The sequence below is a fragment of the Nostoc sp. MG11 genome, assembly GCF_014904695.1.
Classification (GTDB): Bacteria; Cyanobacteriota; Cyanobacteriia; order Cyanobacteriales; family Nostocaceae; genus Komarekiella.
Map to the genome: position 1 here is coordinate 1 of NZ_JACXXN010000005.1, position 21,835 is coordinate 21,835.

Genomic DNA, 21,835 nt, shown 5'->3' on the forward strand with positions numbered 1-21,835 from the left:
TGTTGTTTCCGTAGATTAATGAACCTGCTACTGGTTCGCGGATGCCGTCGATGTCTACGGGGGGAGCGGCGATGAAGGCGATGATGAAGCAGGTGGTTGCTGCTAGTAGGGTGGGGATCATGAGAACGCCGAACCAACCGATGTATAAACGGTTGTTGGTGCTGGTGATCCACTCACAGAATTTGTCCCATACGTTGGCGCTGGAGCGCTGTTGTAAGGTTGCTGTCATGGTTTTATAAGTGCGTTTGGTTGTGAATGAATTAGGTAGGCAAATTTGCTTACCTATGTTTATTACATTAGAAGCAAAATTGATATTTGTAAAGAAATATTACATAGGTATTAATTATGAGAGTGATTCATTTACGTGATGAATCGCATCTCTAAACGCGATTCATCAGGTTTTATCAACCAGGGGGCCAGTTCAACTGCCGTCCTCCTAGGATATGCAGATGTAAGTGAGAAACAGTTTGACCACCGTCATCACCAGTATTGATGACAACGCGATAACCGTTTTTCAATCCAGCTTCTTCGGCAACACGTTTAGCGGTTAACAAAAGATGCCCTAACAGAGCATGATCCTGAGATTCGGCATCAGATAGTTTGACAATGGGTTTTTTAGGAATAACTAGGATGTGAATCGGCGCTTGCGGATGGATGTCTTTAAATGCCAGCGCTAAATTATCCTCATAAACAATGTCAGCCGGAATTTCCCGCCGAATAATTTTGCTAAAAATCGTGTCTGTGGTTTCACTCATGCCAATTTACCAATTCATCTGCTAGAGATTCTAAAGGTTTAGGGCTGTAGAAGAAATGCTTGCCAGAGTTTGGAGTGCATCAATTGTGGGCATCGATGCCGTTAAAGTGGGTGTGGAAGTCGATATATCAGGGGGACTACCAGGAATTGTTGTCTTAGGATTACCAGATTCAGCGATTCAGGAATCTAGAGAGAGAGTCAAGGCAACACTGAAGAATGCAGGCTTTGCCTTTCCGATGCGAAAGATTGTGATTAATTTAACTCCAGCTGATTTACGCAAGGAAGGCCCCTGTTTTGATTTACCAATTAGTGTGGGAATTTTAGCGGCTTCTGAGCAAGTTAGTGCTGATTTGTTGGGAGATTATCTATTTTTAGGGGAAGTTTCTCTGGATGGGACTCTAAGGCCTGTGGCTGGCGTCCTACCGATCGCTGCTAATGCTCAAAAGATGGGAATTGCAGGTTTAGTTCTTCCTGCTGATAATGCACAAGAAGCTTCAGTAGTGCAAGGATTAGCTGTTTACGGCTGCAAACATCTGTCTGATGTAGTTAATTTTTTAAGTAATCCAGGACGTTACAAACCTGTGCAGATGGATGACACTGTAGAGACGTTACATATAACGTCTCTACATTCCGCAGATTTACAAGATGTGAAAGGACAAGCTCATGCTCGACGTGCTTTAGAAATTGCTGCTGCTGGCGGACATAATTTAATTTTTGTGGGGCCGCCTGGTAGTGGCAAAACGATGCTAGCGCGACGCTTACCAGGAATTCTGCCGCCTTTGTCATTTGCTGAATCTTTGGAAGTGACTCGTATTCACTCGGTGGCTGGTTTATTGAAAAATCGCGGTTCATTGGTACGCGATCGCCCTTTTCGCAGTCCGCACCACTCAGCATCCGGGCCATCTCTGGTCGGTGGTGGTACTTTCCCACGTCCTGGAGAAATCTCATTATCTCACCGAGGTATTCTTTTTCTTGATGAACTCACGGAATTTAAACGCGATGTGCTGGAATTTCTGCGCCAGCCTTTAGAAGATGGCTACGTAACGATTTCCCGCACTAAACAATCAGTAATGTTTCCCGCTCAGTTTACTTTGGTGGCGAGTACCAATCCTTGTCCTTGCGGTTACTATGGCGATACCATTCAACAGTGTACTTGTTCACCACGACAACGTGAGCAATATTGGGCAAAGCTTTCTGGGCCGTTAATGGATCGAATTGATTTGCAAGTGGCGGTGAATCGCTTGAAACCAGAGGAAATTACCCAACAACCTACAGGAGAAGCATCAATATCAGTGCGTCAACGAGTACAACAAGCACGCGATCGCGCAATTACTCGTTTCCAAGAAGAAGTAAATCTGCGTTGCAATGCCCAAATGCAAAGTCGTCATCTCCAAAAGTGGTGTAAGCTTGATGACGCTAGTCGCAATTTATTAGAAGCAGCAATTAGAAAATTAGGTTTATCAGCAAGAGCTAGCGATCGCGTTCTCAAAGTAGGGCGTACTATTGCAGATTTAGCTGGAGAAGATGAGCTAAAAGCCAATCATGTGGCGGAAGCAATCCAGTATCGCACAATCGATAGAATGCAGTAAAAGCATAGACTCTACTAAATTCTTCCTCAAGGAAGCTACACAAACACCCTTGGGATGATGACACAACTTATGAGATCAGTATCAAATATATCAGGAAGTAAGCGAAATTCCCTGAGAAGGAGACTGATTGGATGAGTTTGCAGGCAATTTGGAAGTTGTTACAAGAAACATTTAAGGAATGGAATGAGGATAAAGCCTCACGATTAGCGGCAGCACTTGCTTATTACACGATTTTTTCTATCGCACCGTTGCTAATTATTGTAATTGCGATCGCAGGCGCAGTATTTGGAGAAGAAGCAGCTAGAGGCGAAATTGTTCAACAAATTCAAGGTTTAGTCGGCAGAGACGGAGCAGAGTTTATCGAAACAGCCATCCAAAATGCTAACAAACCACAGACAGGAGCGATCGCCTCCATCATTAGTTTTTTAGTTTTGATATTAGGTGCTACTGGTTTATTTACCGAGTTGCAAGATTCCCTTAACACAATTTGGGAAGTAAAACCTAAACCTGAACGCGGTATTGTCAACATCTTTCGCCAACGCTTTTTATCATTCACAATGGTTATAGGTATTGGCTTTTTGCTTTTAGTATCACTGGTAATTAGTACAGCATTAACAGCGCTGGTGACATACTTTAGTAACATGATACCTGGTGTTGATTTCATATGGCAGATAGTCAACTTTATCGTTTCCTTTGCTATAACTACATTGCTGTTCGGATCAATATTCAAAGTTCTGCCAGATGTCAAAATTACTTGGAGTGATGTTTTAATTGGATCTGTTATTACTTCAATTTTGTTCTCAATTGGTAGGTTTTTATTAGGACAATATCTAGGTAATGGTAGTTTTGGTTCAACCTACGGCGCTGCTGGTTCACTGGTAGTTATCTTAGCCTGGGTTAACTATGCCGCGCAGATTCTTTTCTTTGGTGCAGAATTTACCCAAGTGTATGCCAGAAGATACGGAAGTGGCATAGTCCCAACTAAGAATGCCATGCCTATCTCAAATAACACTAAACCCAATGATAATAACCAGAAGGAACAGCCTCCTTCTAATAAAAAGCCATCTTCTAGCTTGATTAACCGCTTAATCCGGTATTTTCGCAAACCCAAGCGTTCAAAACAAAAAAGGAAAAATCAACGATTTTAATTACTAAATGCTAGATATTGATGTTTCCCTAATCGGTGAATATTGAATGATTCAATTTCTTGCAAAATTTAGTTATGTGATCAAATCACAGATAATCTCATCCCGGATTTTGACCAAAACTTTATTCCAGAATGAATAAAATAATCGCTAATGGAAAAATGGTTGTTTATTGATTGGCAGGCTATCTTTATTCCTAGCATCAGTGTTTTTGAGTTAATTATACGCGGGTCGCTAGTCTACTTGGCGCTGTTCTCAGTGCTACGTGTGCTTCCTAGCCGACAACTAGGAACCCTAGGAATTACTGATTTACTTGTAGTTGTGTTATTTGCAGAAGCCGCCCAAAATGCAATGGCTAGTAACTATACATCGATTACGGAAGGCGCTATTTTGGTAGGAACTGTGATTTTTTGGAGCTACTTACTTAACTGGTTAGGCTATAAACTACCTCAGTTTCAGCGTTTTCTCAATCAACCACCACTGCTGCTGGTAAAAAATGGTCGGATGATTGAGCGCCATCTCCAAAAAGAATTGATCACCGAAGATGAGCTAATGAGCAAATTACGTCAGCAAGGTGTGGAATTTTTGGCTGAGGTAAAGTTTGCATATATGGAGGCTGACGGTAGCATTAGTATCATTACATCTGATTTAAAAACTAGTTCCATAGCTAAGCCAAAAGCAGAGTTAAAAAGTGATGTACATTAATTAGACTGTAAAATATGACGGTTGTATTCTGTGCCGAACTGTGATTGAGCGTTATACTTTGCCTGAAATGGGTAATCTGTGGAGTGAAGCCTATAAGCTAAAAACTTGGCTGCAAGTAGAAATTGCTGTTTGTGAGGCTCAAGCTGAACTAGGTTACATTCCATCTCAGGCGGTTGAGGAAATTAAGACCAAGGCAGATTTTGACCCGAAACGGGTGTTAGAAATTGAGGCTGAAGTCCGTCACGATGTAATCGCTTTCTTGACAAATGTCAATGAATATGTCGGTGATGCAGGACGCTATATTCACCTGGGTTTAACCAGTTCGGATGTGCTGGATACGGCTTTAGGACTACAATTGGTTGCCAGTCTGGATGTGTTGTTGCAACGCCTGGAAGATTTGATTAAGGCGATTCGCCACAAGGCACAGGAACATCGTCATACAGTAATGACTGGCCGATCGCATGGAATTCATGCTGAACCAATCACCTTTGGTTTCAAGCTGGCTGGATGGTTGGCAGAAGTGTTGCGACACCAAGAACGCCTGAAAATTCTGCGCGAAACTATTGCTGTAGGTAAGATTTCCGGTGCGGTGGGAACCTATGCCAATATTGAACCACGTGTGGAAGCGATCGCCTGCCAAAAACTCGGACTCAAACCCGATACGGCCTCAACACAAGTCATTTCCCGCGATCGCCATGCCGACTACGTGCAACAATTAGCCTTAGTAGCGGCATCCATTGAGCGCTTTGCCGTAGAAATTCGCAATCTGCAAAAAACAGACGTTCTGGAAGTTGAAGAATTCTTCGCCAAAGGTCAAAAAGGCTCCAGTGCCATGCCACATAAGCGCAACCCCATTCGTTCCGAACGGCTGACGGGAATGGCGCGACTTGTCAGAAGTCATGCCGGTGCAGCTTTAGAAAACATCGCACTTTGGCACGAGAGAGACATTTCTCACAGTTCTGTAGAACGGGTGATTTTGCCAGATGCTTGCATTCTGACGCACTTTATGTTGGTAGAAATAACCGATTTGGTGAAAAACCTGCTGGTCTATCCTGAGAACATGGAACGAAATCTCAACTGCTATGGTGGTGTCGTCTTCAGCCAGAAAGTGCTACTCGCTTTGATAGACAAGGGAAGCAGCCGCGAAGAAGCTTATGCGATCGTCCAGCAAAACGCTCATGCTGCTTGGAACAAGCCAGAAGGCGATTTCCATGATTTGGTTAGTAAAGACCCACGTGTTACCCAAAAGTTGTCTCCAGCAGAAATAGAGTTGTGTTTTGACCCCCAGCAACATCTACGGCATTTAGAAGAGGTTTACAAAAGACTAGAAATTTGAGATTAATTTGCTTGTAGTGAGCGCTTAAGCGCTTAAGCGCTCACTACTAACTTAAGACTTATCTTAATTTGTGCTGGAAAAATTACAAACAATGGGTAGTATAAATAACAAATCTTGGCTTATTTGTTAGCCTTTAGGATGCCCTGATGATTGAAATCCTAGCAACACTTTCTGCTTCTGCGGCAGCAGGAATGAGAATAGGCATACCTCTGCTGATTATTGGACTGTTGCAGGGCAGTAACTTTTGGTCGCAAGTTCCAATCTTATCTCACATTTCCCCACCAGTCTTGTTAGGCTTGCTAACTAGTTGGTCGTTAGTTGAATTATTTGCCTCAAAAAAGCTAGTGGGGCAGAGAGTAATCCAACTGATTCAATTATTATTATCTCCCCTAGCAGGGGCAATTATGGGGTTAGCAGTAGCTTCGGCAACAGCAACGCCAAACTGGCTAATTGCCTGTATTGGGGGTTTGTTGGCTTTGGTACTCCAGCTAGTTCAAGTCGGTTGGTTCTATCGTTTGCGTGGCTTACCATTGTGGGCAGTCTTCCTTCAAGATACCTTGGGTGTTGCTCTAGTGCTTTTTGCCTTTGATGCTCCGTGGCAAGGAGGATTAATTGCTTTAATCCTGCTGTGGTTTGCAGTTCGTAGTGCTAAGCAGTGGTATGACTGGTATTGGCAAAAGAAAAGTTAAGAATGAGCATCCGTGGCAAGTTGAAAACGAGTACTTGTTGTTAATGAGTTAAGAATAGTGAGTCGAATAGTTTTAACAACGATTGGTAGCCTTGGCGACCTTCATCCTAAAATTGCGATCGCATATTGGTGCTGATGGTTTGTGGCGGGTAACTTATGTAAAAGAGGAATTTCGCTCAAATAATTTAGAATCTGTGCGGCGGTTGGGAACCAGAGGATATCAGCAAAAATCAGGATGGCAGTGGTTTTGATATGTATTTCATCCCCTTTTATTGTGGTGTAGAACAAAATGGATATAGGTTTGTAGACCAGCCAGCGAACAAAAACGGGAGATACTGCTATGACAGCACTTACATTAAACCTCAATTCTGTAATTAAACTGACAAGAGAGCAGTTTTATCAATTATGTAAAGAAAATCCCGATTTAAAATTAGAACGCAATGCCCAAGGAGAGTTGATTATAATGCCACCTACGGGAGGGGAAACAGGAAAAAGTAATTCTACTATTAACGCTCAAATATGGTTCTGGAACGATCAAAATCAATTAGGCGAAGTTTTTGATTCATCAACTGGATTTACTTTACCTTCGGGGGCTGACCGTTCTCCTGATGTTTCTTGGGTAGAAAAATCTCGTTGGGATGCTTTGAATAAAGAACAAAAAGAAAAATTTATTCCTCTATGCCCTGATTTTGTTATCGAGATACTTTCACCTAATGACAGCTTGAAGAAAACTCAAAATAAGATGCAAGAGTATATCGAAAATGGTTGTCGTCTAGGTTGGTTGATCAACCGAAAGAAACAGGAAGTAGAAATTTATCGTCCAGGACAAGATGTGGAAGTTTTAAAATTTCCTCAAACTATTTCCGGGGAAAGTATCTTACCTGGTTTTGTACTCAATATACAACGAATTTGGTAAAAGTTCGTAGTGTAAACTTCTGTCATCATATACTTATAAAAAAGATAAGGACTAAAGTCTTTACTATAAACGTTTACTAAATAGCAATAAACCAATGACAGACCATCGGCTAATTGAAGGCTTTATTCCCATACGTGAAATTTCTATTGAAGCAGCATGAGAAAAATAGACCTCTTGCAAAAGTATGTATATTTTTACACTTTTGGGGAAAAGGAGAGAGGTTAAAGGGAAAAGGGACTCACAACCTTTACCCTGATTTTTGCAATAAGTCTAATCTATTAGAAAAGGTCATATTTATACACTACATTTATGGTATGCAAGACGACCTTATGACTATCAGAATTGAAGTGCAGGCAAATACGCAAGATAAATTTGATCTAAACTCGATACATAATGCTATTGAAGAACGACTAGATGAAATGGATATTCAAGCTTCTACACGTTTGGAATAAGAAAGACGTTCTTGCTATTAACTACACTTTGTGCAGAAACTTCCTATATGGCAGTGAGGAGCTAGGAGTTAATTATTAGAAACTCCTAACTCCTCAAAGCTTTTACAACAGTCCAATCATGTGCAGCAGACCTTGGCCAGTAATTAGCTCAATGATCAAAGCAATGAAGCCCAGCATGGCAATACGACCATTCCATACTTCAGCGCTAGTAGTCAAACCCCATTCCCAACGCTCTTGGGGATACATTTTCACCCTTTTCTTCATTTGAGCAGCTTGGGAAAGCTTGAAACTGGGGTTTTTCAGTGCATCAATCACTAAGTCTGCCAGTGCATTAATAAATACTGGATGAGTGTTGGGAGCAGGTACGCGACGGAAGTTGTGAATTCCTGATTCTTCAGCTACTTCCCGATATTCAATATCAATTTCTTGTAATGTCTCGATGTGTTCTGAAACAAAACTGATGGGGACGACAACCAAATCTTTAACACCTTGTGCGCCTAGTTCTTTCAGCGCATCCTCGGTATAAGGTTGGAGCCATTCTACTGGGCCGACGCGACTTTGGTAAGCCAAGGTGTGGGCGTTAGGTCGATTGAGGGTCTGCATAATCAGCGCAGTACATTCCTCAATTTCTTGCTGGTAGGGATCGCCTGCTTCTTCAACGTAGCTTTTAGGAACACCGTGAGCGCTGAAAAAGATATGAACCTCATCGGGATTAGGAAACTGATCAAGTTCTTGAGCTACGAGTTCCGCCATCGCTTGCAGATAACCTGGTTGCTTGTACCAAGAAGGAATGACGGTGTATTCAATGCGTTGAAGTTTAGGGTCTTCTTGCCAAAGTTTTTCTAAAAGCCGGAAGCTAGAACCACTAGTACTGATAGAAAATTGGGGGTACAGTGGCAGAATCACTAGACGTTCGATGTTATCTTGGGTAAGTTGAGCGATCGCTTCTTCGGTATAGGGATGCCAATAACGCATTCCCACGTAAATATTGGCTTCTTGCCCCAAATCACTTAACTGTTCTTTTAGGGCTTCTCCTTGCGCTTCTGTGATCCTTCGCAGTGGAGAGCCGCCGCCGATTTGTTTATAGTTTTCTTGGGATGTTTTGGTTCGCCGCGAGGCAATGAACCAAGCTAAGGGTTTTTGCAACCAGCGAAATGGTAGGCGAATAATTTCCGGATCAGAAAATAGGTTATATAAAAACGGACCGACATCCTCTAATTTGTCGGGGCCACCGAGATTGAGTAATAAGACGCCTACACGACCCATAGCAATTATTTTCCCCAAATCTTATCAGCTTTTTTACTAATGTTAACAATATATCTTTATTAAATAAAGTTAAACGGGGAGGCAAGATGCAATGGCAACAATATTAAGAGACTGGAGTTACCAATATCAGTGGTTATATGATGCAATCTCACGTTTAGCAGCCTTAATTGTAGGTGGTGAAGCCCGTTTTCGGGAACTAGCTTTACAAGGCTTAACGATTCACTCAGATACTCAGATTTTAGATTTGTGCTGCGGTAGTGGGCAAGCGACGCAATTTTTAGTGAAATATTCAGAAAATGTAACGGGATTGGATGCTTCGCCCAAGTCTTTGCAACGAGCGCGGCGGAATGCACCTGAAGCTGACTATGTGGAGGCTTTCGCGGAGGAGATGCCGTTTGCAGATCATCTATTTGATGTGGTACATACCAGCACTGCATTACACGAGATGCAACCTGAGCAATTGCGAAAAATTATTAAAGAGGTTTATAGGGTATTGAAGCCAGGAGGGATATTTGTGTTGGTGGATTTTCATGCTCCTACTAATCCTGTCTTTTGGCCTGGATTATCACTGTTTTTGCTGTTGTTTGAAACACAAACAGCTTGGCAGTTGTTGAAAACTGATTTAGCTGAATTGTTAACTGAGACTGGGTTTGAGGTAGATAAATCAACTTTGTTTGCAGGTGGAAGTCTGCAAGTCATACAAGCGTGTAAATAGAGAGAAGGGCAGAGGGGTAGGGGGGCAGAGGAGCAGAGGGGCAGGGGGCAATGAGAAAATTATTGACTCTTGACTCTTGACTCTTGACTCCTGACTCAGCACTCATTTCTCCACTCCCCGCATCGCCAACAAAGCCGTTCCGTAAGCTGCTTCTGTATAAACCGACACTGCTACAGGAACTTGCAAATGACGTGCTCTAATTGCAGTCCAAGTGTCATTTGCCGCGCCACCCCCAGCAGTATAAACACGGCTCAACTTGTCAGCGCCCATTTTTTGCAATAATTCATACCCTTGTGTCTCTATACGGGCGATGCTTTCTAGTAAACCATGCAGAAATTCAACGGAATTATTTGGGCGTGTTTCCAAGCGTGGGGGCAGATTGGGGTCGTTAATTGGAAAGCGATCGCCTACTTTCAACAATGGATAATAATCTAACTCGCTAGCTTTTGATCCATCAATTTCACGGCTAAGGCTTTCTAACTCAACATCACTAAAGAAGTGCTTGAGTACTGCACCCCCTGTATTAGAAGCACCGCCAGTTAGCCACAAATCACCCAATCGATGACTGTAAATTCCATATCGCGCATCTTCAATACAAGTATGACTCAAAAGTTTTAGTACCAACGTTGAACCCAAGGAAGTCACTGCCTCACCAGGCAATTTTGCACCACTGGCCAGAAAAGCAGCAATACTATCAGTCGTACCAGCACATACCAGGCAATCATGACGCAAACCAAATTTAGCTGCAATTTCAAAACGCACTTCACTAATTGGAGTACCAGGAGGTAAAACTTTAGGTAGCTGAATTGATAGTTGCATCTTTTCCAGCCATTCCGGGTATTTTAACTGTTCCACGTCATAACCCAGCTTTAAAGCATTGTGGTAGTCACTAACACCTAAATACCCATGCAAAAGAAACGCCAGCCAGTCGGCTTGATGTAGAAAATATTTAGCTTCGTTAAAAGAGGGTAATTGCCTCATCCACAAAAGTTTGACAAGGCTGGAGGTGGCGCTTAACACGTTATGATTGGGGGGTGCTACGCTCCTCAACTGCTCTCGCATAGATGAACCCCGCGCATCGTCATACAACAGTGGTGCATCTACAGGCTTACCAATAGCATCACATACCAACACTGTAGAGGATGTACCATTGATTGCGATCGCCCTAATTTCTCGCCGCAATTCTTGAGGTATTTGCTCTAAAAGCTCAAATAAAGCTTTCTGCCAAAAGTCTGGCATGTCACAGATAGATGAATCCTCAAAGGCATAACGTACCTCAACCTGGATACAAGCTTCATCGTCAATCACTATACCGCGTGCGCCAGACGTCCCGAAGTCGATACCCAGATACATATCCATGAGTTTGATAAATTTTGCTAATAAAGAATAACTGGTGACTACAGATTAAATAACTGCTTTTGTTGCATCTTGTAACAAGATATTCCCCAATCTTGGCAAAACAAGGAAAAGTAGTAAACGAACTGTTCAAAATCTATTCAGTTTAGGAGGTTTCAAACCATGCCTATTTTAGATACTTTGTACCTCGCTCAAGTGTCTTCCATATCAGATACTCAAGTGTACATCGCTTTAGTTGTGGCGCTGATCCCAGGAGTTTTGGCTTGGCGGTTAGCTACAGAACTTTACAAATAACGCCCAATGTAAAACGGTTATAAAACCAATCATCCTGGCAGTACGGGGTGCATCCAGACACTTGTGGCTTTATGTCGTAAGTTATGCTGAAAAACTTGCACGTACGTAGGCCAGGTTCTTTTTAAAATCATGCGATACGTGTAGCAATTTCCAAAAAATGAAGTAATATGGCTGCTAAATCAAGCAGTAATTAGTGCCAGGGTGCTTTTTACCGTGCTTCCCTTGACTCAGAGAGGCTTTTTTTAGCATCATGAACGCGATTCAACCGTCCAGACCCCCAGTAAAACCTATACAAAAACGTCGGGTTGTTCCTCGACCAAAGCGCCACCTTCGTCAACGTTCTTACCAAGTAATGGCACTGGAAGGTACAGCAAAGATAGCGGTTAACCTTGTAATTACAGCAGCAGCAGCGTCCGCCCTAGCGCAACTTTTACCTTATCACTGGTTACAGCAAGGCAAGTTGCGAGAAATCCAGACTGAAGTCAAGCTGATGGAAGGACGTGTCAATAATCTACAGGCGCAATTTAGCCGTAACTTTGATCCGCACCAGGCTAAAAGTATTATGCAAGAACAGAGCTACCGTTTCGACCCTAATCAGCGTCGGATTGCTTTTCCTAAAGAGACGACAGAAGTTGAATCAACAGAGTCATCACCCTAAAGAAAATATTAAATTTGGATTTGAAGTTGTTTAGGTTTCTGTGATTCTGGCTACGTATGTAGCGTTTCCCAGCCGACTGAGGTATAAATCTATCTGTGGTTAATTATTTCTTCTGTGTATATCATTGAAGTGAGAACCGCTATAAGCTGGGTGTAATTTATATAATTGCTAATAAGTAATAGTTAGTAGCTAATTTTTGAGTAGCTATGCAGTTATCATCTATTAGCCATCAGCGATAAAATGTCACTGTGCTACCGCAGTTCAAAACCCATAGACGCAGTTAAGCCGTGTCCCCGTAGCTTATCTCGTAAGGGTACAGCTCAGTCTCTCCAATTTAAAATCCAAAATAAAGAATCACTTTTTTGAATCTTGAATGCTTAAAGAGGTTAATCTACGAGTTGGAATGCTGAGGAGATAGCAGCTCGTTGAGCCAACTTTCGAGTTGTAAATGCAAGCGATAACTAGTAACATCCCTACTGTTGTCAGCGCAGGACAGTTGAGTAAGAGCGCGATAATAATCAGCGATCGCAAAATTCCAGTCACCCCAAAGATGATAAGTCCTACCGCGTTCTGCCCAAATATGACCTTCTAGTTGACCAAAAAGCAGTGCTATCTCAAAATTCTCAATAGCTTCTTCGTATTGCCCTAAGTCACGTAAGGTAATACCTCGGTTAATCCACGCCCGAACATGGCTAGGATTCAAGTCTAGCGCCTGATCGTAGTCGGCGATCGCTGCTGCTAATTCACCACAGGCTGCGTAGTAATTTGCCCGATTATTATAAGCACTAGCCAACTTGGGATTAAGTTGTAGTGCGGTGTTGTAGTCACAAAACGCTTTTTGTGTATCACCACTTTGAAAATAAATCAGCCCGCGGTTGTTGTAATCAACAGCATTGTGAGGACGGCGGTGAATTAGTTGGTTTAAGAGTGCGATCGCCTCAGTATAATCTCCTTGTTGAGCTGACCTCAAAGCACGAGAGCGTAAGTAACTGTCTTTTGAAGCAGATTCGCCGCTACTGTTTGCCCCATTCTTTTGAAGATTATTTGTATGATTTGTAACAAATTTATAATAGTCACTTTGCGGGACACCAGAAGCTAAAAATGAGTGATTATTCATATTATCTTGCCTGATTTACCTACTCTGTGAAATCAAACTGTAGTTTTTTCCGGCTCGTGGTTTTACCACTTTCTTAAACTTATAAAGTATTTTTCACTACTTAAAACCTATCTTAATGCTGAGTTTAATTGCTCAAATTAGTTGAGGTCTTCGCTGCACATAAACAATTGATCCTCCAACCTAGTAATAGATACTTCATCCCCAAGTTGAATTCCAGAAATAGCAAATATCAATCTTAAAGACTAGTCAATTAGTAAGAGCGACAACTTGGTAGAATGCCAACAAGCCGTTCATTAGAGATTGAAAAGAGAACACAGGGGCAAGGGAACACGGAGAATGCAAAAATCATCTCTGTGCTTTCCCTAGTCTCCCTAACCACGCCAGTTAAACACCACTACCCTATGGGATCTCTGTGCAACATGGTGGATCCTATCTACTGAATTTTAATTTTTTAAGTTTTGAGAATTTTTCTTATGACAACTACAATTTCTTATCCCAATGCCCCCGATTTAGCAGCTGATGATTATATTGCGATCGGCTTGGCGACTTGCTTCGTCAAGGAAGATGGAGAAGTTCATCAAATCGAAGTTATAGAACCTATCCCCTCCGCAGCTTTGGAAGCACTGTTAAAGGGCATTCCTACGTCCTATAAGCTGGCTTTTGCAACAACTTTGGGAGATGTACTAGACAGCGATACACTGCACTTACCAGATGGTTTTCCAGAGTCGGCTCAGTTCGGGGAAGAATTTGTACCACGAGCGTTTGCAGCAGCTCGTACCTACAAGCGTCGTGAATCTGCAAAATCTCTGATTCCCTTGGGTACAACCTACTCTGAGTTTAAGTATTCCATTGAGCGCAAACGAGTGCTAAATGCTGCTAGAGTTGTTACCAAAGAAGACAACGTTAAGCAGCATTCCCACACTCACAAAGTTCTTTAGTTCTAAGTAATTATGCTGAAACTATATGGCGGCGCTCGTAGTCGCGCATCAATTGTTCACTGGTATTTAGAGGAACTAAAAGTTCCTTACGAATTTGTCAAGCTGGATATGCAAGCAGGTGAACATCGGCAACCTGAGTATTTAGCAATTAACCCCATTGGTAAAGTGCCAGCAATTGTTGATGGAGACTTTAAACTTTGGGAATCAGGAGCAATTTTGCTGTATCTTGCCGATAAGTATGGTAATCCAGTTTCGCCAGAGGAGCGGGCTGTATTTTCTCAATGGGTATTGTTTGCCAATGCTACTCTTGGCCCAGGGATTTTTACGGAAGCAAATCGGGAGCGGGAAATGCCCATCTTGTTAACTGCGTTAAATAAAATTCTCGGACAGCAACCTTTTTTACTGGGCAATGAATTTACTGTTGTTGATGTGGCAGTGGGGTCTATCCTGAGTTACATTCCCATCATGCTGAATCTAGACCTCAGTTCTTACCCAGCCGTGTTGAACTATATCAGGCGAATGTCTGAGCGTCCGGCATTTCAAAAGAGTATTGGTGCAAAGGCATAATTAATTGATGGAATTGGTGGGCAATTGCCCACCCTACAGATTTTTTAACGATAATTTGTAAACTGCAAAGCAACAGGGAAGTCTTCTTGCTTTAGCCGCTGGATGACAGTTTGTAAGTCATCTTTATCTTTGGCAGAAACCCGCACAACATCGCCTTGAATTGAGGCTTGTACCTTTTTGAATTCGTCGCGAATCAATTTGGAAATTTGCTTGGCAATTTCCTGGCTGATACCTTTTTTGAGTTTGATTTCTTGACGCACGCGATTACCGCTGGCCGATTCAACTTTGCCAAAATCAAAGATTTTTTGGGACAGATTCCGCTTGGCGGCTTTTTCCCGCAGGATGTTGTGGACAGACTCTAAGGTAAACTCGCTGTCGGTGCTAACATTAATGCTTTGTTCAGCTAACTCGACAGTAGTTTTAGTATCTTTGAGGTCGTAACGGCTTTTAATGTCACGCGCAACTTGGTCAACAGCGTTAACCAATTCTTGTTGGTCAAAGTCGCTCACAATGTCAAAGGAATAAGTAGAAGCCATAGCAAATGTTGGATTATTTAGATGTTGGATTTTGAATAGGGACTAAGATATAGGCGTTGGCAATAATCCCATTCCCCAGTCACCCTTCTCTACGAGAGGCTGCGCCAAAGGGTTCGCAGTCGCCTGGGTCGGGAAACCCTCCCCGAAGTTTGGAGCGGAGGCTTCCTCCGATCCAAACTTCTCTTCGCAGCGATGTCTCACCAGTCCCCAATTCCCAGTCCCCAATTAACTAGTGGCTTGGATGATGCTCAGAAGGATAAGAGTGCCAGAGCTCAGAGAGCCAATGGCAAACATGAGCGATCGCAAAAGGGGTATATTCACAATATAAAAAATCGAGTATAACAAGCGAGCTGCAACAAAGGCGATCGCAGCCACGGCTGCTGTAGAAGAATTTACACTCGTTACATAAGCCATTAATGCAGCTGCGGCAAAAATCATAAATGCTTCAAAGGAGTTCTGATGTGCCCAGGTAGCTCGTTGAGCGTATGGTGGCAATTTATCAAACATAGCGCGAGGAGCAGAGGTATCATACCCAACACGCGCACGGGCATAACCTACTACCAAAAATGGTAGATATATCAAAACGGCAGCAGCAGCAATAGAATACAAAAAAATTATCATTAGTTATTAGTCATGGGTTACTAGTCATTGGTCATTAGTCATTGTCATTGGTCAAACACATAGACACACCAGCGGTTTCCCGCAGGGTAAGACAAAAGACAAATAATAAATGACTAATCAAAGTAGAAAAGCGTCACCACTTTTCTTTGTTCTTCTGCATCTTGGCAAGTTTGCAATAGAGTGCGACTGTCGTGAAATGCAAAGCAGATTAGTTGCTGGCAGCGGGAAACAATCTCCTTATTGCACAGGTAACTAGCTTCAGCAAGGGACAGATTATCATTACTGGGATTTTCCACTAAATGCATTACCTGTTCTAGTTGCTGGCGCGATTCCAAAGGCTGGCGTTCCAAGCTTTGGGGTAGGATTACCGTTAACAAATTGGCATCAGCCCGCATAGCTCCCTTGATGGCAGCTGAATTAGTACCGATAGCCCCGGAGGTAATGACCCGATTCCCTGACAAAACGAGGGCATAGGTCATCATTTCAATTAGATTCTGATGTGTAATCGGCACATGGCGAGAACCCAGCAAGGCAATTCGTTTAGAACCTGTTTGCTGGATTGTCGCTAGTTCTTGCGCTAATGTATCGAGGTTAATAAGGTCTATTGACTGGCTCAATGATGAACATAATCAGATTAAACGACCCAGATATTTTACCAAACAGCGTGTAGGTGCGAAGCCAACCTGAGTTAGACAATGCTACAATTTCTCGATTGTTCTGCTCAGTAACCGGATTGCTTGGTCACACCAAGTCAGCCAATACGTTTCATAAGCAATGCCATTCAGCAGAGTTAGATACTGAAACCTTGCAGGTTCTGGCAGTTCTTGCGGATTCTGAAAATAACGCTGTTCTAAATTTTTGTAAGTAGACAATTTTTCTTGATGGGCTTTTTGATGATGCTCTAGCTCCGCCAAGATAATCTGGCTAGGAGCAATATACCCAGCAAAGATTTTAACAAGTAAATCATCTTTAATCGGTGTGGGTTCACAAGGTTGAGCAATCCACTCTTTTAATTGCTGTGCTCCCAAATCTGTAACTCTGTAGAGCTTTTTATCTGGGCGTGCCACTTGGAGAATCGTCTCGCAACTAATCCACCCTTGATCTTCTAGCTTCGACAACTCTCGATAAATCTGCTGGTGACTTGCTGACCAGAAAAAGCCTACAGAGCCATCGAATCGCTTTGCTAAATCATACCCACTACATGGAGCTTCAACCAAAGCAGCCAGTATTGCGTGCGCTAAAGCCATAATTTTTAATTCACTACTTGACTTATGCAATTAATTGCATAACAATATTTATATTCAACTAGTTGCATATTAAACTAAAACAGTAAGGAGTCAATAGTATATGCCTCAAGTAATACCAGGGCGATTTACTGCCGAGATTGACGAACCCTTTGTCATATTTTTGATTGGGATGCGAATCAATAAATTTTTTGCTTTCTCCAAATGGATTCCCACAGCGAGGGCGATGTCACCGATGCTACGCAGCCTTCGTCAGAATCCAGACAAGGGGTTTTTAGGGGGAGAAACGTTTATCTACTGGCGAGGCGTGGGATTGATTCAGTATTGGCGATCGTTCGAGGATTTGGAGCGTTTTGCTAGAAATCCATCTGAAACACATCTAGAAGCTTGGCAAAGGTTTAATCGAGCTATTGGTGCTGATGGCAGTGTCGGCATTTGGCACGAAACTTATTTAATCGAGCCGGGAAGATATGAGGCGATTTATGGTAATATGCCTGTTTTTGGGTTAGCTGCTGCAACTAAGCACGTTCCAGCTATGGGGCAAAGAGAAACAGCACGCCGTCGCCTAGGAGGTGACAACGTGCCAGCTGTACCCTCACCGCCAACAGAGCCTTTTGATAACTGAGCATGGATGCTCTCAATTGTTTGAATTGATTGGGCTAAGGTAAGGCTGCTGCGGGAGTTAGACCTAATTTAGATAACAGGCGGTCAATGTCAAAATGCTCACTCATCAACTGGCGAATGCACTGAACTTTAATTGGCTCGTGGACACGCACTTGACCAAAAGTGCGATCAACGATTTCGACAGTGGTGAGGGTATCGAGGTCAACAGACAAAATGGGGATTTCTAGTTCTTCAGCGCGACTGAGAATGAATGGGGGAGGTGGTAGTTGCCCGGTGAGGATCAGGCATTGGGTAGAAGTTTCCAAAGCAGCTTGCTGAATTTCCACGCGATCGCCCCCTGTCACCACTGCCATATTCCGGCGTTTGCGGAAATACTTGACAGCAGAGTTGACATTCATCGCGCCAATTGCTAGACTTTCCACCATCAAATCCAGGCGATCATTGCGACACAGAACATCGGCATTTAACTGCTTTACCAGTTCGCCAACGCTGACGCTGCGGAGCAAATCACTGTTTGGCAGCATTGCCAGCACAGGAATACCCTGCTGTTCCAAAAACGGGCGCAAGAGAGTGTCAACGGCTTCCAGTTGTTTGGTGGGGATATCATTGATCACAACACCAATCAAGCGATCGCCCACACGCTGTTTCGCAGATAATAGTGCCTCAACTGAAAGCAGCGATTTGTAACGGGCTACTAAAAGCACAGCAGCATCCAATACCTCAGCCACTTGCAGCAAAGACAAGTCAAACAAATTGCCTTCTGACAAATCGCCAGGCCCCTCTAGCAAGACCAAATCTCCTCGGCACATTTGCAAATATTGCCGGATGAGGGACTGCTGATAATCGGTTTTGTCTTCGCCGTATAAGCGTTTTTGCACATTGGCTTCATCTAAAGCCAGCATTATGGGTGCAATGCGGTTTTCCGGCAGATTGAGACTAGAAGCAATGAACTGGACATCTTCCTCAATTACGCTTCCATCAGATGCATTTAAACAAGTACCTAGCGGTTTACCGTAAGCAATGTCCAGTCCTTTTTGCTGTAGCTGATGAGACAAACCCAGAACAGTTGCAGATTTACCGCTGTAAGTCTCGGTTGATCCAATCAGCAAATATTTAGGGGATTTTGGCACACATGCACTCCTAATTTCAAAAGTCAGAAGAACCCAGTTCGGTGTTTACTAATTCTAGTTTGTTCTGGCGAAAGCCTTCTGCTCTGCAAACCGGGAGTAGAATGGAACTTTCATTAATCAAGAAAGCGATCGCTTCAGAATTTCCCAATGTTTAAGCCACCATACCTATATGGGCAGCGACGATATGCCAAGTTCCGCTCGAAGAGACAGCCCAAACTCGCGTGAAACGAAAGTCACCATTTGCAGGGCTGCCATTATAACTACCAGACAATTGCATTCGGACTGAAATGATCGCCACCTCTCCATGTATTTGAATATACTGCTCAGAAGGTTTCAACTCGTGTATCTTAATCAAACCGGATTCATGGGCGGCTAGATCATCTTGTTTTCCTAATAATTCTCCAAGATGACTGATGATGATAATTTCGGGGGCTAGTAGTTCATTCAAAACGCTGACATCAGAAGCAAGCATTGCCTGTCTGAGCTGTTTTTCGACGTTGATAATCTGAGTTTCAACTGTTTCAGTCATGGTGCTTCTAACTTGAAAATCAACAAACTTGCCTTGCGATCTCACCCCGACCGAGGACTCGCGGTATAACTATTAAATCTGCTTGCTCTGTAGATTCTTTCTAGTAATTTCTTAACAAACCAAATACAGCAGCAAACACCATACACCAAAAAAACTTTTTAGTTCTTCCATAACTACTTAAAAAAGTAATATGATACATTGCTTTTTTAAGTAATGATGAATCACAGGAATTGGAGTTAGTTGAGAGGTTACAGGTTACAGATGGTCGGAAATAATCTGTCCCTTATAACCTGTACTCTATTCCCTTATTCTTCTATACGCAGTAGTTTGCGGTAAAACCCTTGTGAAAAATCAGTTATGCGATGGCGCTTATAGTTGTCCATAAGTTCAATTAAAAAATTAATAAACTCGAAACTGGCCATCATCAGTTCGTAGTTAAGGTCAGCATTACCATCAAACTGAACTCGGCAACGCGTCAAGTCTGACGGTAGAGTTGCAACATTCCAGGTAGCAACAAAGGGAATATGCTCACTGGCTTCTATTTTTCGATGCCCTTCCAAGACACCTTTTTGATAAAGACTGATGGCATAGGGTAAGAAATTGCGCCTAGCGCCCTGAATGTAAGGTAAGTAGACACTAGCTTGTTGTTGAGTGGCTGGCTGGATTTGCTCTATAGACATTGTTGAATATTCCTCAAGTTATTTGACAACTGGGGATATTAGTAGTTCTCAATAGTGTTCCCAAAAAATGTGTATTTGCACACAGCCCAGGGAAGAGAGTAGAGGAGTACAGAGAAGTTCGATCAGAACTTCGCAGGTGGCATAGAGGCAGGGAGTAAATAAATACTGACTTTTAGCTCTTGACTTTTGATACCAATGACTAATTACTGAAGTTACTACTAAGAAATATAAAAATGTCGGTTACAATAAGGCTTGCATTGGCTTTTATCGAAGCTAGGGGTAATGACGCTAAAAACCTTCGCTGAAAAACGATGGGTATTGTTATTACTTTATATCCCAACAGCAAGCTACTGCTACCTTGCTATAACTTTGCCTAACCCAGATTTCCCAATTAATGGGCGACTTTACTAGGTTTATCGTGATTTTAGGAGGTAAACAATTATCACCAATCTCACGAAGGTTAAAAGTTTGTGAAGGTTGCAAAACTTGGTGTTGTATAATTTCTAGCTTCTTTATGGGTGTAGACTAATACTGCTTTTTGCATCAAGTAACCTATGCCAGCGAATTCCTGGCCCGAAAAAGATTCTTACAAAGAGCTTGATCCGCTCAACTCCTTGTTGTCTGACCTATCAGCAGATGAGGAGTCAATGATAGAGACAGATACCGTGTCTCTAACATCCCGGTTTCAAGGTCGTAGACGTAAAGCCGCTCTAGTTTTGACAATCGTCTGGAGTGGCACGATCGCACTGCATTTAGCTTCTTGGGGTTCTATATTTATCTTGGGATTAACCACCATTTTAGGACTTCATGCCTTAGTGGTAGTGTTTACCAGACCTCGCCATTATCCTAAAGAAATGCAAGGAGATTTGCCTTATGTTTCTTTATTAGTGGCAGCAAAAAACGAGGAAGCGGTAATTGCTAAATTAGTCAAAAATCTCTGTAATCTGGAATATCCAGATGGGCAGTACGAAGTATGGATAATTGATGATTACAGCACCGACAGCACGCCACAGTTATTAGCAGAACTGGAGCAGCAATACGACCGACTTAAGGTACTTAGGCGCTCAGCCGAAGCAAGTGGCGGCAAGTCGGGGGCTTTGAATCAGGTACTCCCCCAGACAAAAGGCGACATTATAGCAGTGTTTGATGCTGATGCCCAAGTGACACCAGACTTATTACTACAAGTAATACCTTTATTTCAAAGAGAAAAGGTGGGGGCGGTGCAGGTGCGAAAAGCGATCGCCAACGCCAAAGAAAATTTTTGGACTAAGGGTCAAATGGCAGAAATGGCACTTGATACCTGGTTTCAACAACAGCGGACTGCCCTTGGTGGAATCGGCGAACTACGGGGCAATGGTCAATTTGTGAGACGCTCAGCTTTAGATAGCTGCGGTGGTTGGAATGAGGAAACCATCACCGATGATTTGGATTTGACAATCCGCTTGCATTTGGAGAAATGGGATATTGAATGTGTGTTCTATCCAGCGGTGCAAGAAGAAGGAGTGACGACGGCGATCGCACTCTGGCATCAGCGTAACCGTTGGGCAGAAGGCGGATATCAGCGCTATTTGGATTACTGGGGTTTGATTCTCAAAAACCGCATGGGAGGGCACAAAACCTGGGATCTGTTAATGTTTATGCTGATTATGTATATCTTGCCCACAGCAACAGTACCAGATTTATTAATGGCGATCGCCCGGCATCGTCCCCCAATGCTCACTCCAGTAACTAGCTTATCAGTCACTATGTCAATGGTCGGGATGTATACAGGTCTGAAGCGGATACGTCAAGATCAGAAATTCCAGGTTTATACGTACTTTCTGTTGCTGCTTCAGACACTACGTGGTAATTTATATATGTTGCACTGGTTATTGGTTATGAGCAGTACCACAGCCAGGATGTCGGTAAGACCAAAGCGGTTGAAATGGGTGAAAACTGTGCATACGGGGACTGAGAATTAGGGACTGACGACTGG

General features: G+C 42.8%; 27 protein-coding genes and 1 pseudogene. 15 read left to right on the forward strand and 13 right to left on the reverse strand.

Features of this window, described 5'->3' with window-relative positions; translation table 11 throughout:
- Both HCR01_RS09130 and HCR01_RS09135 read right to left on the reverse strand, forming a co-directional pair.
- A pseudogene (locus HCR01_RS09130) lies at positions 1-229 on the reverse strand (photosystem II q(b) protein); the annotation flags it as partial.
- 175 nt (positions 230-404) lie between these two features.
- A complete protein-coding gene (locus HCR01_RS09135) occupies positions 405-755 on the reverse strand; it encodes a histidine triad nucleotide-binding protein (protein ID WP_162393959.1) in 351 nt (116 codons plus the stop codon).
- A 55-nt stretch (positions 756-810) separates the two neighbouring features.
- Between HCR01_RS09135 and HCR01_RS09140 the strand changes: the two genes are divergently transcribed.
- The 8 genes from HCR01_RS09140 to HCR01_RS09180 all read left to right on the forward strand — a co-directional run bounded on the left by HCR01_RS09140 (position 811) and on the right by HCR01_RS09180 (position 7,585).
- Positions 811-2,343, forward strand: coding sequence for a YifB family Mg chelatase-like AAA ATPase (locus tag HCR01_RS09140; RefSeq protein WP_193195925.1), 1,533 nt, complete (start codon positions 811-813; stop codon positions 2,341-2,343).
- Positions 2,344-2,474: 131 nt separating this feature from the next.
- The gene (locus HCR01_RS09145) at positions 2,475-3,491 is read left to right on the forward strand and encodes a YihY/virulence factor BrkB family protein (RefSeq protein ID WP_193195926.1); all 1,017 of its coding nucleotides are present in this window, start codon (positions 2,475-2,477) and stop codon (positions 3,489-3,491) included.
- 150 nt (positions 3,492-3,641) lie between these two features.
- Positions 3,642-4,193, forward strand: coding sequence for a DUF421 domain-containing protein (locus HCR01_RS09150; protein WP_193195927.1), 552 nt, complete (start codon positions 3,642-3,644; stop codon positions 4,191-4,193).
- A 40-nt stretch (positions 4,194-4,233) separates the two neighbouring features.
- Positions 4,234-5,529 carry an adenylosuccinate lyase gene (gene purB / locus HCR01_RS09155; RefSeq protein WP_193195928.1) on the forward strand — a complete coding sequence of 432 codons (1,296 nt, stop codon included), beginning with the start codon at positions 4,234-4,236 and terminating at the stop codon, positions 5,527-5,529.
- A gap of 146 nt (positions 5,530-5,675) precedes the next feature.
- On the forward strand, positions 5,676-6,218 hold the full coding sequence (locus HCR01_RS09160) for a DUF4126 domain-containing protein (RefSeq protein WP_193195929.1): 543 nt from the start codon (positions 5,676-5,678) through the stop codon (positions 6,216-6,218).
- Between the two features lie 91 nt (positions 6,219-6,309).
- A complete protein-coding gene (locus HCR01_RS09165; RefSeq protein ID WP_193195930.1) occupies positions 6,310-6,468 on the forward strand; it encodes a hypothetical protein in 159 nt (52 codons plus the stop codon).
- A gap of 89 nt (positions 6,469-6,557) precedes the next feature.
- A complete protein-coding gene (locus HCR01_RS09170; RefSeq protein WP_193195931.1) occupies positions 6,558-7,133 on the forward strand; it encodes a Uma2 family endonuclease in 576 nt (191 codons plus the stop codon).
- 314 nt (positions 7,134-7,447) lie between these two features.
- Positions 7,448-7,585, forward strand: a complete 138-nt coding sequence (locus HCR01_RS09180; protein ID WP_193195932.1) for a hypothetical protein — start codon at positions 7,448-7,450, stop codon at positions 7,583-7,585.
- A 102-nt stretch (positions 7,586-7,687) separates the two neighbouring features.
- Here HCR01_RS09180 and hemH read toward each other — a convergent pair whose 3' ends face one another.
- The gene (gene hemH, locus HCR01_RS09185; RefSeq protein WP_193195933.1) at positions 7,688-8,851 is read right to left on the reverse strand and encodes a ferrochelatase; all 1,164 of its coding nucleotides are present in this window, start codon (positions 8,849-8,851) and stop codon (positions 7,688-7,690) included.
- 91 nt (positions 8,852-8,942) lie between these two features.
- Between hemH and HCR01_RS09190 the strand changes: the two genes are divergently transcribed.
- A complete protein-coding gene (locus HCR01_RS09190; RefSeq protein WP_193195934.1) occupies positions 8,943-9,566 on the forward strand; it encodes a class I SAM-dependent methyltransferase in 624 nt (207 codons plus the stop codon).
- Between the two features lie 102 nt (positions 9,567-9,668).
- On the opposite strand, the gene HCR01_RS09195 is transcribed toward HCR01_RS09190, so the two are convergent.
- Positions 9,669-10,925, reverse strand: a complete 1,257-nt coding sequence (locus HCR01_RS09195) for an FGGY-family carbohydrate kinase (protein ID WP_193195935.1) — start codon at positions 10,923-10,925, stop codon at positions 9,669-9,671.
- A 159-nt stretch (positions 10,926-11,084) separates the two neighbouring features.
- On the opposite strand from HCR01_RS09195, the gene psaM reads away from it, so the two are divergent.
- Entirely contained in the window at positions 11,085-11,216 is a 132-nt protein-coding gene (psaM, locus tag HCR01_RS09200; RefSeq protein ID WP_096538979.1) for a photosystem I reaction center subunit XII, read from the forward strand.
- Positions 11,217-11,466: 250 nt separating this feature from the next.
- Entirely contained in the window at positions 11,467-11,874 is a 408-nt protein-coding gene (locus HCR01_RS09205) for a hypothetical protein (protein ID WP_193195936.1), read from the forward strand.
- Positions 11,875-12,265: 391 nt separating this feature from the next.
- Here HCR01_RS09205 and HCR01_RS09210 read toward each other — a convergent pair whose 3' ends face one another.
- Complete coding sequence (locus HCR01_RS09210) at positions 12,266-12,991, reverse strand: tetratricopeptide repeat protein (RefSeq protein WP_193195937.1); 726 nt, start codon at positions 12,989-12,991, stop codon at positions 12,266-12,268.
- Positions 12,992-13,464: 473 nt separating this feature from the next.
- Here HCR01_RS09210 and HCR01_RS09215 point away from each other — a divergent pair, with 473 nt between their 5' ends.
- Positions 13,465-13,929: a hypothetical protein gene (locus HCR01_RS09215; RefSeq protein WP_193195938.1), complete on the forward strand. Its 465-nt coding sequence runs from the start codon at positions 13,465-13,467 to the stop codon at positions 13,927-13,929.
- 12 nt (positions 13,930-13,941) lie between these two features.
- Positions 13,942-14,496, forward strand: a complete 555-nt coding sequence (locus HCR01_RS09220; RefSeq protein WP_193195939.1) for a glutathione S-transferase family protein — start codon at positions 13,942-13,944, stop codon at positions 14,494-14,496.
- 44 nt (positions 14,497-14,540) lie between these two features.
- Here HCR01_RS09220 and HCR01_RS09225 read toward each other — a convergent pair whose 3' ends face one another.
- The 4 genes from HCR01_RS09225 to HCR01_RS09240 all read right to left on the reverse strand — a co-directional run bounded on the left by HCR01_RS09225 (position 14,541) and on the right by HCR01_RS09240 (position 16,900).
- A complete protein-coding gene (locus HCR01_RS09225) occupies positions 14,541-15,032 on the reverse strand; it encodes a YajQ family cyclic di-GMP-binding protein (protein ID WP_193195940.1) in 492 nt (163 codons plus the stop codon).
- A gap of 225 nt (positions 15,033-15,257) precedes the next feature.
- Positions 15,258-15,653, reverse strand: a complete 396-nt coding sequence (locus HCR01_RS09230; RefSeq protein ID WP_162393973.1) for an MAPEG family protein — start codon at positions 15,651-15,653, stop codon at positions 15,258-15,260.
- 113 nt (positions 15,654-15,766) lie between these two features.
- Positions 15,767-16,270, reverse strand: coding sequence for a DNA recombination-mediator protein A (locus HCR01_RS09235; RefSeq protein WP_162393974.1), 504 nt, complete (start codon positions 16,268-16,270; stop codon positions 15,767-15,769).
- Between the two features lie 81 nt (positions 16,271-16,351).
- Positions 16,352-16,900, reverse strand: coding sequence for a PadR family transcriptional regulator (locus tag HCR01_RS09240; RefSeq protein ID WP_193195941.1), 549 nt, complete (start codon positions 16,898-16,900; stop codon positions 16,352-16,354).
- Positions 16,901-17,000: 100 nt separating this feature from the next.
- Here HCR01_RS09240 and HCR01_RS09245 point away from each other — a divergent pair, with 100 nt between their 5' ends.
- A complete protein-coding gene (locus HCR01_RS09245) occupies positions 17,001-17,522 on the forward strand; it encodes a DUF4188 domain-containing protein (RefSeq protein ID WP_193195942.1) in 522 nt (173 codons plus the stop codon).
- Positions 17,523-17,556: 34 nt separating this feature from the next.
- On the opposite strand, the gene HCR01_RS09250 is transcribed toward HCR01_RS09245, so the two are convergent.
- The 4 genes from HCR01_RS09250 to ebsA form a co-directional block, all read right to left on the reverse strand.
- Complete coding sequence (locus tag HCR01_RS09250) at positions 17,557-18,651, reverse strand: phosphotransacetylase family protein (RefSeq protein ID WP_193195943.1); 1,095 nt, start codon at positions 18,649-18,651, stop codon at positions 17,557-17,559.
- A gap of 16 nt (positions 18,652-18,667) precedes the next feature.
- A complete protein-coding gene (locus tag HCR01_RS39905) occupies positions 18,668-18,799 on the reverse strand; it encodes a hypothetical protein (protein WP_264299895.1) in 132 nt (43 codons plus the stop codon).
- A 3-nt stretch (positions 18,800-18,802) separates the two neighbouring features.
- Positions 18,803-19,180, reverse strand: a complete 378-nt coding sequence (locus HCR01_RS09255; protein WP_193195944.1) for a nuclear transport factor 2 family protein — start codon at positions 19,178-19,180, stop codon at positions 18,803-18,805.
- Between the two features lie 305 nt (positions 19,181-19,485).
- A complete protein-coding gene (gene ebsA, locus HCR01_RS09260; protein WP_191759716.1) occupies positions 19,486-19,860 on the reverse strand; it encodes a type IV pilus biogenesis protein EbsA in 375 nt (124 codons plus the stop codon).
- 554 nt (positions 19,861-20,414) lie between these two features.
- Between ebsA and HCR01_RS09265 the strand changes: the two genes are divergently transcribed.
- Positions 20,415-21,821, forward strand: a complete 1,407-nt coding sequence (locus HCR01_RS09265) for a glycosyltransferase (protein ID WP_193195945.1) — start codon at positions 20,415-20,417, stop codon at positions 21,819-21,821.
- The last annotated feature ends 14 nt before the right edge of the window (positions 21,822-21,835 follow it).

Bases quoted from the DNA above. Each gene is read 5' to 3' on its own strand.
- HCR01_RS09230 (WP_162393973.1), bottom strand. From the start codon at position 15,653: ATGATAATTTTTTTGTATTCTATTGCTGCTGCTGCCGTTTTGATATAT.
- hemH (WP_193195933.1), bottom strand. From the start codon at position 8,851: ATGGGTCGTGTAGGCGTCTTATTACTCAATCTCGGTGGCCCCGACAAA.
- HCR01_RS09170 (WP_193195931.1), top strand. From the start codon at position 6,558: ATGACAGCACTTACATTAAACCTCAATTCTGTAATTAAACTGACAAGA.
- HCR01_RS09220 (WP_193195939.1), top strand. From the start codon at position 13,942: ATGCTGAAACTATATGGCGGCGCTCGTAGTCGCGCATCAATTGTTCAC.
- HCR01_RS09245 (WP_193195942.1), top strand. From the start codon at position 17,001: ATGCCTCAAGTAATACCAGGGCGATTTACTGCCGAGATTGACGAACCC.
- HCR01_RS09150 (WP_193195927.1), top strand. From the start codon at position 3,642: ATGGAAAAATGGTTGTTTATTGATTGGCAGGCTATCTTTATTCCTAGC.
- HCR01_RS09135 (WP_162393959.1), bottom strand. From the start codon at position 755: ATGAGTGAAACCACAGACACGATTTTTAGCAAAATTATTCGGCGGGAA.
- HCR01_RS09140 (WP_193195925.1), top strand. From the start codon at position 811: ATGCTTGCCAGAGTTTGGAGTGCATCAATTGTGGGCATCGATGCCGTT.
- psaM (WP_096538979.1), top strand. From the start codon at position 11,085: ATGCCTATTTTAGATACTTTGTACCTCGCTCAAGTGTCTTCCATATCA.
- HCR01_RS09205 (WP_193195936.1), top strand. From the start codon at position 11,467: ATGAACGCGATTCAACCGTCCAGACCCCCAGTAAAACCTATACAAAAA.
- HCR01_RS09265 (WP_193195945.1), top strand. From the start codon at position 20,415: ATGCCAGCGAATTCCTGGCCCGAAAAAGATTCTTACAAAGAGCTTGAT.
- HCR01_RS09160 (WP_193195929.1), top strand. From the start codon at position 5,676: ATGATTGAAATCCTAGCAACACTTTCTGCTTCTGCGGCAGCAGGAATG.
- HCR01_RS09180 (WP_193195932.1), top strand. From the start codon at position 7,448: ATGCAAGACGACCTTATGACTATCAGAATTGAAGTGCAGGCAAATACG.
- ebsA (WP_191759716.1), bottom strand. From the start codon at position 19,860: ATGTCTATAGAGCAAATCCAGCCAGCCACTCAACAACAAGCTAGTGTC.
- HCR01_RS09195 (WP_193195935.1), bottom strand. From the start codon at position 10,925: ATGGATATGTATCTGGGTATCGACTTCGGGACGTCTGGCGCACGCGGT.
- HCR01_RS09215 (WP_193195938.1), top strand. From the start codon at position 13,465: ATGACAACTACAATTTCTTATCCCAATGCCCCCGATTTAGCAGCTGAT.
- HCR01_RS09190 (WP_193195934.1), top strand. From the start codon at position 8,943: ATGGCAACAATATTAAGAGACTGGAGTTACCAATATCAGTGGTTATAT.
- HCR01_RS09145 (WP_193195926.1), top strand. From the start codon at position 2,475: ATGAGTTTGCAGGCAATTTGGAAGTTGTTACAAGAAACATTTAAGGAA.
- HCR01_RS09210 (WP_193195937.1), bottom strand. From the start codon at position 12,991: ATGAATAATCACTCATTTTTAGCTTCTGGTGTCCCGCAAAGTGACTAT.
- HCR01_RS09225 (WP_193195940.1), bottom strand. From the start codon at position 15,032: ATGGCTTCTACTTATTCCTTTGACATTGTGAGCGACTTTGACCAACAA.
- HCR01_RS09255 (WP_193195944.1), bottom strand. From the start codon at position 19,180: ATGACTGAAACAGTTGAAACTCAGATTATCAACGTCGAAAAACAGCTC.
- HCR01_RS09240 (WP_193195941.1), bottom strand. From the start codon at position 16,900: ATGGCTTTAGCGCACGCAATACTGGCTGCTTTGGTTGAAGCTCCATGT.